Annotated in this window: 6 protein-coding genes and 3 pseudogenes; 4 read left to right on the top strand and 5 right to left on the bottom strand. The window is 54.2% G+C overall.

Going from position 1 to position 12,704, the window contains the following annotated elements:
- Positions 1 to 126 precede the first annotated feature (126 nt).
- Positions 127 to 1,110 carry a L,D-transpeptidase family protein gene (locus tag DPA2511_RS08555; RefSeq protein ID WP_012765276.1) on the bottom strand — a complete coding sequence of 328 codons (984 nt, stop codon included), beginning with the start codon at positions 1,108 to 1,110 and terminating at the stop codon, positions 127 to 129.
- Between the two features lie 464 nt (positions 1,111 to 1,574).
- Here DPA2511_RS08555 and DPA2511_RS08550 point away from each other — a divergent pair, with 464 nt between their 5' ends.
- The gene (locus DPA2511_RS08550) at positions 1,575 to 1,976 is read left to right on the top strand and encodes a hypothetical protein (protein WP_012765275.1); all 402 of its coding nucleotides are present in this window, start codon (positions 1,575 to 1,577) and stop codon (positions 1,974 to 1,976) included.
- Between the two features lie 54 nt (positions 1,977 to 2,030).
- Here DPA2511_RS08550 and DPA2511_RS08545 read toward each other — a convergent pair whose 3' ends face one another.
- Both DPA2511_RS08545 and ydiJ read right to left on the bottom strand, forming a co-directional pair.
- Complete coding sequence (locus DPA2511_RS08545) at positions 2,031 to 2,453, bottom strand: hotdog fold thioesterase (RefSeq protein ID WP_012765274.1); 423 nt, start codon at positions 2,451 to 2,453, stop codon at positions 2,031 to 2,033.
- Positions 2,450 to 5,516 (bottom strand): annotated as a pseudogene (gene ydiJ, locus DPA2511_RS21355) (D-2-hydroxyglutarate dehydrogenase YdiJ). Before ydiJ ends, DPA2511_RS08545 begins: the two are co-directional and overlap by 4 nt.
- A gap of 335 nt (positions 5,517 to 5,851) precedes the next feature.
- Between ydiJ and ydiK the strand changes: the two are divergent.
- Positions 5,852 to 6,950 (top strand): annotated as a pseudogene (gene ydiK / locus DPA2511_RS21350) (AI-2E family transporter YdiK).
- A 691-nt stretch (positions 6,951 to 7,641) separates the two neighbouring features.
- On the opposite strand, the pseudogene ppsA reads toward ydiK, so the two are convergent.
- Positions 7,642 to 10,019: pseudogene (gene ppsA / locus DPA2511_RS21345) on the bottom strand (phosphoenolpyruvate synthase).
- Positions 10,020 to 10,318: 299 nt separating this feature from the next.
- On the opposite strand from ppsA, the gene ppsR reads away from it, so the two are divergent.
- Positions 10,319 to 11,140, top strand: a complete 822-nt coding sequence (ppsR, locus tag DPA2511_RS08525; RefSeq protein ID WP_012765270.1) for a posphoenolpyruvate synthetase regulatory kinase/phosphorylase PpsR — start codon at positions 10,319 to 10,321, stop codon at positions 11,138 to 11,140.
- 131 nt (positions 11,141 to 11,271) lie between these two features.
- Positions 11,272 to 12,324, top strand: coding sequence for a 3-deoxy-7-phosphoheptulonate synthase (locus tag DPA2511_RS08520; RefSeq protein ID WP_012765269.1), 1,053 nt, complete (start codon positions 11,272 to 11,274; stop codon positions 12,322 to 12,324).
- 67 nt (positions 12,325 to 12,391) lie between these two features.
- On the opposite strand, the gene rmf is transcribed toward DPA2511_RS08520, so the two are convergent.
- Positions 12,392 to 12,559: a ribosome modulation factor gene (gene rmf, locus DPA2511_RS22760; RefSeq protein ID WP_012765268.1), complete on the bottom strand. Its 168-nt coding sequence runs from the start codon at positions 12,557 to 12,559 to the stop codon at positions 12,392 to 12,394.
- Positions 12,560 to 12,704 lie beyond the last annotated feature (145 nt).

Here is a 12,704-nt window from a genome sequence, read left to right as displayed (position 1 = left end):
GTTGAACGAAAAATGGCGCACAGTGTGCGCCATTTTTTTATCTGTTGATTTCCCTTCGTATTCTCACCGTTTCCCCGTAATACGCATCAGAGCGTCTACACGCCCTGACGCGCCCTATCCCTGAATTTATCGGACTGGAACGGCTACCGTCACCGGCGCTGCGCCAGTTTGCGGTGTAGACAGCACTTCACCTTTGTTCACCAGTATCGGCATACCAGAACGGCGGACGATCGCATTGTGTACAACCTCAACATCCGTCTCTGGGCTGCGCACGAACGCTTGTACTTTCTGGCCTAACCCAATCGGCATCGTCTGGGGATCATCCTTATCAGTACGAGAGAGCGGCTGATGAACCTCGATATAGCGTTTCCCATCCGGCTCTACCGCCACTTTGATGGGTTCATTAATAATCTGAACCCGTGTTCCTACGGGAACATCGTTGAACAGTGCTTCAATATCCTCGGGACGAAGACGAATACAGCCAGAGCTGACGCGCATGCCGATACCGAAATTAGCATTGGTGCCATGGATGGAATAAACCCCACCACTCTTTTCCAGACGCAATGCAAACAACCCCATCGGATTATCCGGGCCACCCGGTACGACTGCCGGCAAATCAATACCCTGTTCTTTATAATGACGACGGATATTGGCTGTCGGTATCCAGGTAGGATTGGGACGACGTTCGATAACCCGTGTCACCATCACCGGCGTATTTCGGCCTAGCTGGCCAATGCCAATGGGATACACAATGACGGTGCCCTTGCCTTTAGGAAAGTAATACAGACGCAGTTCAGCCAGGTTGACCACAATCCCTTCCCGCGGCGTATCCGGCAACAGCATCTGTGATGGGATCGTCAGCGTCGACCCTGGTTTGGGTAGATAAGGATCTGTCCCTGGGTTAGCCTCCAGCATATTCAGCAAGCCAATCTTGAAGTTAGCGGCTATCGTCTCCAGCGGGTGTCCATCATTCGAGACGGTATAGCTTATATTCTCTCCAATCAACCGGCTATCTGGCGGCGGTAACGGGTATTCGGCCGCTTCCGCAAGCGCGCTCCCCAGTAAACACAGCGTAAACAACGTTCCCAGTAGAGTAATCGCACGTTTCATAGTCAGATTCCTATTCACTGCCTCATTATCCGAAAAATCTTTCCAAATACGGCGAGCACCGCTCGGTAAGAGCGTGCAACGACCATTCGGAAACGATCATTTTCTATTTCTTAATCAACAAGTTATCAATAACCAACTTTAAACGGACTTTCAAGGATAAAAGCAGTTTGACGTAAAATCCACCGCCCGGACTCCGAAATAATGCATAACGTTCCGTGTTACGGCCTCCTGTTAAACATCGCCGCCGTACATTTACCCCAGGTAGACACACAACGACAACGATAAGGATGGGACATTCGCAGTGCTACTGACAATGTTTCGCAGTCTTGCCGTTACAGTGGGTTTTTCTATCTGGAACACCACGCACCATGCGCTCTGCCCTGTTTTTTACACAGCGATTATTGCATCTCACCGCCGCGACAAATACGATAATGATTCTTATTTATATTTAAGGAGCGCCGCACATGTTCCCGTTCAACGCCTGGCTGAGAACGCAAATGGACAACTATCACCACAAATTGCGCTATGCCTCGGTGGATTTTTATATGGCGGAACTGGCGATGGATCGGGAAATTTGCGATATCGGCCAGTTGCGAAACTACTATCTGACCGGGATGAAAATGGCCGAACTCAGCCAGCAATCGGGGGATGAAGGCCGCTATCTTTTCAGCCTGATAAAAATGCACCATTGCCTTATCACCGCAATCAACGACGCCAATCGTTGTCATCTTTTTCGGGTACAGAGTTACTACTTTGCCCGCCAGACACTGCAGATGATTTGCAATCAGTTCAGCGTGTTGGGATGTTGGGAAAAGGTTTCCGCCTTTCAGCAGGACTTCGTGCAGCGTGTGGCGTTTATGCCATAACGCACGGTGGGACACACGTTCCGGATACGTCTCCATACCCGGAACGTTGCGGTATTATCCTTCCGGCGTGAGTACCGCCGTCGTCAAGCGAGAAGTGCAGCAGAGGCGAGCCTGGTCGTCAAAAATATCAATTTGCCAGACTTGTAAACGCCGCCCGGCATGCACTGCACGACAGACGCCGTGTACTTCGCCTCCCGTTACCGCCCGCAGATGATTGGCGTTAATTTCTACCCCGACGACGCGCTGTTCACCCTCGGTGCACAGATAGCCGGCGATCGACCCCAGCGACTCCGCCAACGTGACCGAGGCGCCGCCATGCAGCAACCCGAACGGCTGACAGGTGCGGCTATCAACCGGCATGACCGCTTCAATGGTATCGTCGGTCAGATTCGTCATGCGAATCCCCAGATGCCCGACCATGCACCCGACGGACATCTGATTAAGCTGCTCCAGATCGATCGATCTTTTCCATATCATCGCACCAACTCCAGCAACGCCTGCAACGGATGTTTCAATCCCCGGCCTTCCATACGCTTGACCTGGCTGCGGCAGGAATAACCGGTTGTCAGGCAGCGCTCCTGCGGCAAACGTTGTAACGCCGGTTGCCAGGACAAATCATAAATGCCCTGTGAATGAACCAGGTTCCGGCTTTCATGCCCATAGGTTCCCGCCATTCCGCAGCACCCGACGCTGACGTTTTCAAGACGAGCGCCGAAATACGCAAAAATATCGCTCCACTGTGCGGTACTGGCCGGTAATGCCGTGGTTTCCGTACAGTGGCCGAACAGGTACCAGACATCCCCCTGCCGGGTTTCCGTTTTCTCCCTTTTCCGCTGTTTCAGCCAATCGGATAGCCATTCATGCACCAGTTGCACCTGAAAATCGCCGCGCTTATCGCCCAGCGCTTCACGGTATTCATCGCGATAACACAGCACCAGCGCCGGGTCGACACCTATCATGGGCAGCCCCAGCCCGGCGACACGGTTCAGAAACTCCGCCGTCCGGGCGGCAGTTCGAGCAAATTGTTGCAGGAATCCCTTGATATGCTGGGGCTTTCCATTGGGTGAAAACGGCAGCAATACCGGCTTCAACCCCAATTTTTCCACCAACCGCACCAAATCCGCCACGACTTGCGCGTCATAGTAGCTGGTAAACGGATCCTGCACGATCAACACATACTGTCCCCGCGTTTCCGCCGGCATCTGTTCCAATTGCTCCAGCGTGGTCGTCATGGCGGAGTGACCAGCAAACTGCTGTTTCAGCGACGGCGATGACAACAGCGGCAAATCCACCATGCCGATACAACGGCGGCTGAGTGCATTCACCCACGGCTGGCGCAGGAAAAAGTTGAAGGTCTTCGGGGTACGCGCCATCAGCGGGGCATAGCGCTCTACCTCGGCCACCAGATAATCCTTCACCGGCCGCAGATAGCGCGTGTGGTAAAGCTGCAGGAAACGGGCCCGGAAGCTGGGCACATCGATTTTTTATCGGGCACTGGGTCGAACAGGCTTTACAGGCCAGACAGCCGGACATGGCGTCTTTGACCTCATGGGAGAAATCGTACTCTCCCTGGCGCGCCGCCAGCGTATTGCGGGTTTTGGCGATGATGCTGCGCAGGCTCAGGCGCTGCTGCGGCAACTGCGTTTCCAGCAACAGTGGGTCGACGCCCTGCTCCGCCAGCAGACGCAGCCATTCTCGCACCAGCGTGGCGCGCCCCTTCGGCGAATGAATCCGATCGCCGGTGATTTTCATGGAGGGACACATCGGGCTGCGCGCATCGAAGTTAAAACAGAGGCCGTTGCCGTTACATTCCATTGCACCGCGATAGGCGCTTCTCACCGTAAGCGGAATTTGCCGATCGAACGTGCCACGTTTTACCGCGTCCACCCTCATCATTGGCGCATCGACATCGAGCGGCGCGCAGATCTTACCGGGGTTCAACCGGTTATCCGGGTCGAACGCCGCCTTGACCCGCCGCAGCTCGTCATACAATTCCGCACCGAAAAACGCCGGGCTGTATTCGGCGCGGAATCCCTTGCCGTGCTCCCCCCACAACAACCCGCCGTACCTGGCGGTCAGATCCACAATGCGGTCGGAAAGCTGCTTCATCAGCAGCTCCTGCTGCGGATCGCACATGTCCAGCGCCGGACGGACATGCAGCACCCCGGCATCCACATGGCCGAACATGCCGTAACTGAGATTATGGCTATCGAGCAGCGCGCGGAACTCGGCGATGTAGTCCGCCAGATGCTGCGGCGGCACGCAGGTATCCTCGGCAAACGGAATGGGTTTCGCCAGCCCCTTGCTGTTGCCCAACAGGCCCACCGCTTTTTTGCGCATCGCATAAATGCGTTCGATCCCCGTCAGGTCATTGCAAACCTGATAGCCAATGACGCCCGACTCGCGGGTGGACAGCAGTTCATCCAGCCGGCGGCACAGCGCAGACAACTGGCTGTCGATCAAGGCTTCATCATCGCCGGCAAATTCGACGATATTCAGCCCCTGCATGTCCTGACCGGGAACATCCGCGATCAGCTCGCTGACGGAGTGCCAGACGATATCCTCACGCGCCAGATTCAACACCCGGGAATCAACGGTTTCTACCGACAGGGCTTTAGCTTCTACCATGAACGGCGCGCTGCGCAGCGCGGAGTCGAACGAATCGAACTTGACGTTGACCAACCGGCGAATCTTCGGCAACGGCGTGATATCCAACGTCGCCTCGGTAATAAAGGCCAGCGTACCTTCTGCGCCGGTTAACATCCGCGTCAGGTCAAACGTTTGCATATCGTCGCTGAACACATGCCGCAGATCGTATCCGGTCAGGAACCGGTTCAGTTTGGGGAATTTTTCTATGATCAAATCCCGCTGCTCGCGGCAACGGTGCAACACCGTGCGGTAAATGCGACCGGCGGGCGACGCTTCCTGGGCCAGCTGTTCAGCCAGTTCGACCGGCATCGCGCGCGTATCCAGCAACTCACCGCCCAGCAAAACGGCGCGCAGCCCCAGTACATGGTCGGAGGTTTTACCGTACACCAACGACCCCTGGCCGGAAGCATCGGTATTGATCATGCCGCCCAGCGTAGCGCGGTTGCTGGTAGACAGTTCCGGTGAAAAGAAATAGCCGAACGGCTTCAGATATTGATTGAGCTGATCCTTGATGACGCCCGCTTCCACTCTGACCCAACCCTGCTCCGGGTTGATTTCCAGAATGCGGTTCATATAGCGGGACATATCCACCACAATCCCTTGATTGAGCGCTTGCCCGTTGGTACCGGTTCCGCCGCCGCGCGGAGTAAACGTCAGAGCGCGAAAACGCGCCTCCCCCGCCAGACGGGACAGTAATGCCACATCCGCCGTGGATCGGGGAAATACCACCGCATCCGGCAATAGCTGATAAATGCTGTTGTCTGTGGCCATGGTGAGACGATCGGCATAGTTTGTCGCCGTATCGCCGGTGAATCCGTTTTGCTTCAATGCTTCCAAAAAGCTCAGCACCGGCTGAATCAGCCCGGGCGCCTGCGTGATCTGTGGGATCATTATTTGTGACCCTGTCTGTGCGAGAGGTGTTTGCCTAATACGATAACGGCCGGAGAACAAGGGGTTGTCCTTTCCGGCGCACCCCGTTTTATCCTATTCAGTACGCCGTGCGTCAAGGGATAAATAAAAACTTATGGTAGCGCGCCGCGATCCGACGCGACTCAGGTAAGAACTGCTGTCCAAATTGCGGGAAATCACGCATCATAAATTATTCCCGTTTTCATCATGTTGCCTGAGGGATGCTCCCCAGGCGAAGTCCGGTTCAGGTAGGGCGCCACGCCTGCGCATGAGGATTCGACAAGGTTTATCACCCGCTGACATTGAGGTAACACCCGTTGATGAAGCAATCTCAACCCCCGCGCTTCGATCTCGCAAGAATCGTATTCAGCCTGTTGTTTATCGGTATTCTGATCATCGCCTGCTTTTGGGTTGTACAACCGTTCATTCTGGGCTTCGCCTGGGCCAGCATGGTGGTTATCGCTACCTGGCCGCTGTTGATCAAGCTACAGAGCATGTTATGGGGCTACCGCTTTCTGGCCGTGATAGTCATGACCGTGCTGTTGGTGCTGTTCTTCGTAATCCCGACGTCGATTCTGGTCAGTAGCGTTATCGACAATACCTCTACGCTCATCGCCTGGGCCGGCAGTCAGGAGCGCATTACCCCGCCGTCTCTCGACTGGCTGCGTTCCATCCCCATGTTCGGCGAGAAGCTGCACAGCAGCTGGTATGGGCTGGTGCACAGCGGTGGCGCCGCCGTGATGGCCAAAGTGCAGCCATACGTTGGTCAGGCGGCCTCCTGGGCGGTCGCACAGGCGGCGCATATCGGCCGTTTCCTGATGCCACTGTGCCTTGATGGTGTTATTCAGCATTCTGCTGTACAGCAAAGGTGATCAGGTCGCGCTTGGCGTTCGTCGCTTCGCCATGCGGTTGGGTAAACAGGGGGGTGAAGCGGCAGTCATCCTTGCAGCCCAGTCTATCCGGGCCGTGGCCCTGGGGGTCGTGGTCACGGCAATCGTACAGTCATTACTGGGGGGCATTGGGTTGGCACTCTCGGGCATTCCCTATACAACGCTGCTGACGGTACTGATGTTCTTATCATGCGTCGCGCAACTGGGCCCATTGATGGTACTGGTGCCCGCCATCATCTGGCTCTACTGGACGGGGGATACCACCTGGGGAACTATCCTGCTGGTCTGGAGCTGTATTGTCGGGACGCTGGATAATGTCATCCGCCCGTTACTCATCCGCATGGGTGCGGATTTACCCATGTTGCTGATTCTCTCCGGCGTTATCGGCGGCCTTTTGGCCTTCGGCATGATCGGGCTGTTCATCGGCCCCGTAGTGCTGGCCGTCTCTTACCGGTTGCTTTCCGCATGGATGAAAGATACGCCCGAATCCGTCCACTTCCGAATTCACAGCGACCACAAAAAGTAATCGCCCTCTCACGGTTTACGGCGTTCCTGACGGATGAAAGCAGGAATGCCAAACTCTATAATCGCTCTTATGTGTTTAAGACAAATCTCAATAAAAATTCATTTTTAGTGCCTGTATTAGGTATTTTTTATTCAACTTTATTGAATCTAAGGTATTCTTTCTTTGGTCATTATTAAAAAATTATTAACCATTAGGATGATTCTTAATGACTCACAAGCGCTGAATTTCTAGTATTAATCCCGGAGCTATTGTTAACGTAATGTTTGTTGATTGAGGTTTCTCCTCATCAAGAACCAGTAACGAATTGCTGTGTGTAGTCTTTGCCCATCCCCCGAGATGGGCTTTTTTTGGTTCATCGCGCACTACCGGAGAACGCTGCTTTTTTCACGCCACCCTGTCCATAGGGTACGAGCATAAGGTTGATCGCGAGCCGCGCTTCTTTCGCAGTCGGCTTTACTCTCTTCCTGAACTATTCACCCGCACTGGAAAAAAGAAAACCATCCGTTGTCGTTAATGCCACCGCGTCACAGCCGGACGGTATCCGTGCAGAAAACAGAAATGTAATCTCCTGTGCACGTTACCGATAAGCCATGCTAAACAGTTAGCATCCGATACGGATGGTTTTCATCTCCAGAGCAGCGCCCCGTCATCATGCGAGGCGCCGCCTGAACTCAACGAACAGCAAACAGCATCAGCGTTGACCCGCCAGGCTCAACCAGGTTTGCACGACGGTATCCGGGTTGAGTGACAGACTATCAATCCCTTGCTCCATCAACCAGGCGGCAAAATCTTCATGATCAGAAGGCCCCTGACCGCAAATACCGACGTATTTTCCTTGCTTCTTCGCTGCCTGAATCGCCATTGCCAGCAACGCTTTCACGGCATCGTTACGTTCGTCGAACAGTACCGACACCACGCCGGAATCGCGATCCAGACCCAGCGTCAGTTGCGTCATATCGTTGGAGCCGATCGAGAACCCATCAAAATGCTGCAGGAATGCGTCGGCCAGCAAAGCATTGGAAGGAATCTCGCACATCATGATGATCTTGAGACCGTTTTCTCCACGTTTCAGCCCCTGCGTAGCCAACTCGTCGACGACGGCCTTCGCCTGCTCAACGGTGCGTACAAATGGGATCATCACCTCGACATTGGTAAGCCCCATCAGGTTGCGCACACGTTTGACGGCTTCGCACTCCAATGCAAAACACGCACGAAAATCCGGCGAGACATAACGACCTGCGCCACGGAAGCCGAGCATCGGGTTTTCTTCGTCCGGCTCATAACGGCTACCGCCCAGCAGGTTGGCGTACTCGTTAGACTTGAAGTCGGACAGGCGGACAATCACCCGTTTCGGCCAAAACGCCGCCGCCAGCGTTGCAATGCCTTCCCTCAGCCGTTCGATGTAAAACTCGACCGGATCCTGATATCCCTGCATCAATGTGCGGATTTCGCGCTGCAATTCGGGAGGTTGCTGATCAAACTCCAACAGGGCTTTCGGATGAACGCCAATCATGCGGTTAATGATGAACTCAAGCCGCGCCAACCCACGCCTTCATTCGGCAGACAAGCAAAATCAAACGCCCGATCGGGGTTGCCGACGTTCATCATGATTTTCAGCGGTAATGTCGGCATGGTGTCAACCTGCGAACTGTCCACAGAGAAGTCCAGCAGATCCTGATAAACATAACCGGTATCGCCCTCGGCGCAGGAAACCGTCACTTTCTGGCCATTGCGCAAACGTTCCGTCGCATCGCCACAACCGACCACCGCCGGAATACCCAGTTCACGCGCGATAATCGCCGCATGGCAGGTGCGACCGCCGCGATTGGTCACAATCGCCGCCGCTTTTTTCATGATCGGTTCCCAATCAGGATCCGTCATGTCAGTCACTAGCACATCGCCGGCATTAACGCGGTGCATTTCGCTGATGTTATTAACGATTTTGACCTCGCCAGCGCCAATGCGATGGCCGATGGCGCGACCCTCGACCAACACCTTGCCTTTCGCCTGCAACTGATAACGCTCCATCACCTGCCCGTTGGAACGCACCGTTTCAGGACGCGCCTGAACGATATACAGTTTGCCGGTATGGCCATCTTTCGCCCATTCGATATCCATCGGACGACCATAATGTTTTTCAATCAACAGCGCCTGATGCGCCAGCGCCTGGATTTCGTCATCCGACAGGCAAAAACGGGCGCTCTCTGATTCCGGCACATCTTCGATACGCACCTGCTTGCCATGCTCCTGACTGGCGGCATAGACCATCCGTATCTTTTTCGACCCCATGGTACGGCGCACGATAGCCGGTTTTCCGCTCAGCAACGTCGGCTTGTGGACATAAAACTCATCCGGGTTGACCGCGCCCTGCACCACCATCTCACCCAGCCCCCACGCGGCGGTAATAAACACCACCTGATCAAATCCGGACTCGGTATCAATGGTGAACATCACGCCTGACGCGGCCAGATCAGACCGCACCATACGCTGCACGCCGGCGGAAAGCGCCACGCCGCGGTGGTCATACCCCTGATGTACACGATAAGAAATGGCGCGGTCATTAAACAGCGAAGCAAACACGTGCTTCACCGCCACCATCACCGCATCAATGCCTTGCACATTGAGGAAGGTTTCCTGCTGGCCGGCAAAGGAAGCATCCGGCATATCTTCTGCGGTAGCGGAAGAACGCACGGCGAAAGAAGCATCCGGCTCACCATTGGCCAGTTGCTGGTATGCATCGCGAATAGCCTGTTCCAGCTCAGGCTGGAACGGCGTATCGATGATCCACTGACGAATCTGCGCACCCGCTTTAGCCAGTTGATTCACATCATCCGCGTTGGTTTTATCCAGCAGCGCATAAATACGCTGGTTGATTCCACTCTGATTAAGAAAGTCATTAAACGCCTGGGCAGTCGTGGCGAAACCATTCGGAACGGATACGCCCAGCTCCGACAAGTTGGTGATCATTTCCCCCAGCGAGGCGTTTTTACCTCCCACTCGCTCAACGTCGTGCATACCAAGCTGGTTATACCACAGGACATTACGCATATCAGGGCCATTGTTGGACATCGAAAATAATCCTTTCTGCATACAATTAGGGTATGAAATATCTTGCTGGGAATCGGTCTCAGCGTTTTGAGCGTAGCATAGGGTTTTGGAAAGGACGGAAAGGTGAATCGATCAACCTATTAAAAAAAATGGAATCCACTATTCTAAATAGTCATAACGCGGAAAAATCCCAATATTGAAAAAGAAAGGCATCTGAATCATTGAGATAATGAAATGATGTTTTAATAAAAATTGGCGTGAACCGACAATTTTCGGCACGAATAATTTTTATCATCACAAAAAAACAGCAAGGAGTTCCCGTGGAGAGAAGTGTCTTTTACGTATCAGACGGTACGGCGATTACCGCCGAAGTGCTGGGACACGCCGTCCTTTCCCAGTTCCCCATCAGTACCGTCAGTTACACCCTGCCCTTCGTCGAAAACGAAGCGCGAGCCCGTGCAGTCTGTGAACAGATCAATACCCTTTACCAGCAGAGCGGCTTACGCCCGCTGGTGTTCTACTCCATCGTCACCCCGGAAATTCGCGACATCATTACCCATAGCGAAGGCTTTTGTCAGGATATCGTTCAGGCGTTGGTCGCTCCGCTGCAACAAGAACTGAACGTCGCCCCCTCGCCGGTCGCCAATCGAACACACGGCCTGACCGCCAATAATCTGATCAAATACGACGCCCGTATCGCTGCCATCGACTACACGCTGGCGCACGACGACGGTATCTCATTGCGCAACCTCGATCAGGCGCAGATTATTCTGCTGGGTGTTTCCCGCTGCGGCAAAACGCCGACCAGCCTCTATTTGGCCATGCAGTTCGGCATCCGGGCGGCGAATTATCCTTTTACTGCAGACGACATGGATAACCTGCGATTACCGGACGCACTGAAAACCTATCAACATAAGCTGTTTGGTCTCACTATCGATGCGGAACGGTTGGCCGCCATCCGTGAAGAACGCCGCAACAACAGCCGTTACGCCTCGCTGCGGCAATGCCGCATGGAACTGAGTGAAGTCGAGTCGATGTTTCGCCGCCATCAGATTCGTTACATCAATACCACTAACTATTCCGTAGAAGAAATCTCTGCCCGTATCATTGACATCATGGGTATCAACCGTCGTATGTACTGAACATCGTGATAGAATGCTCCTCATTACGGTTCGCGGAGTGTTATCGGCAACCGAGATCATTGCGATCCGGTTGCCGTTTTATTGGTTTACGCTCCGTTCGTTTATCACGTTAAAGCATTCAGAGATTACACATGTACCAAACTGATGAGTTGCGCAGTAAACGCCTCACCGATCTGATGTCCCCCCATGCGTTGCTTACCGCCCTACCGATGACCGCCGGCACGGCCGAATCGGTGCTCAAGGCGCGATCGCGCATTGAAGATATTCTGACCGGTCACGATCACCGCCTGCTGGTGGTAATCGGCCCCTGTTCCATCCATCACCCGGAAAGCGCGCTCGAATATGCGCATCGGCTGGCGGAATTGCAAAGCTATTACCGGGAACGGTTGGAAATCGTCATGCGGGCCTATTTTGAAAAACCCAGAACGGTCGTAGGTTGGAAAGGATTGCTCGCCGACCCTTATCTGGATGGGTCATTTGATGTCAATGAAGGCTTGCGGTTGGCACGTCGGCTACTGCTGGACGTCAATCAGCTAGGCCTTCCGACTGCCACAGAATTCCTCGATACGGTGACAGGGCAATATATTGCCGACGTGATCAGTTGGGGAGCGATTGGGGCGCGGACAACGGAAAGCCAGATCCACCGTGAAATGGCCTCCGCACTCTCTTGCCCGGTCGGATTCAAAAACGGTACCGACGGCAATGTCCGCATCGCCATTGACGCCATCCGGGCGGCGCGCGCCAGCCATATGTTTCTGTCGCAGGATAAACAAGGGCGAATGGCCGTCTATCAGACCCAGGGCAATCCGTTCGGCCATGTGATTCTGCGAGGCGGCGCTGAGCCCAATTATCAAGCGGAGTATATCGCCGCGGCCTGCGATGCCCTGAGAACCCATGATTTGCCCGCACGTCTGGTAGTGGATTGCAGTCATGGCAACAGCCAGAAACAATTCCAGCGGCAGTTGGTCGTCGCTGAGGATATTTGCCGCCAGATTCGCACAGGTTCACACTCCATCGCCGGCGTTATGGTCGAAAGCTTTCTGGAAGAAGGCAATCAGCCTATGACGTCCCCAGGCGCCATGACCTGGGGAAAATCCATTACCGATGCCTGCCTTGGCTGGGAAGATAGCACCCGGTTATTGTCGATGCTGGCGGATGCAGTCGACAGCCGTCTTGCACGCTAATACGCCGGAAACGAAAACCTCCGCCTTGGCGGAGGTATTTCCCTTTTTGTGACTGACAGGCGGGGAGTCAGGCCATCACCGTCCTGTCTTCCATGGCTTCTCGCCAACCTCCCAACCAGTGAGACCGGGCATCGACCGCTTGATAAGGACACAGTTCCTTGGAACGCCCTGATATGCCAGCCTGATACCCTTTTGCATGCGCCCGAACCAGACGATCTCGTTTTTGTCTCTTCATGCCTTGTTTCCCTCATGTTGACTCTGGTGGAAAGAAAACAGTGGTCAGATTTCGGCCAACCACAGGTTATGAATAGCCATTCGGGAAAAGAAGATCAAGCCATGAAAGTCATACCGCTGTCACATTTATGCACTAATTTGGTGAG

It is taken from the genome of Musicola paradisiaca NCPPB 2511, from assembly GCF_000400505.1.
GTDB lineage: Bacteria > Pseudomonadota > Gammaproteobacteria > Enterobacterales > Enterobacteriaceae > Musicola > Musicola paradisiaca.
Note: the sequence above shows the minus strand (reverse complement) of the source record. Positions and strands in the feature narration are given on the sequence as shown.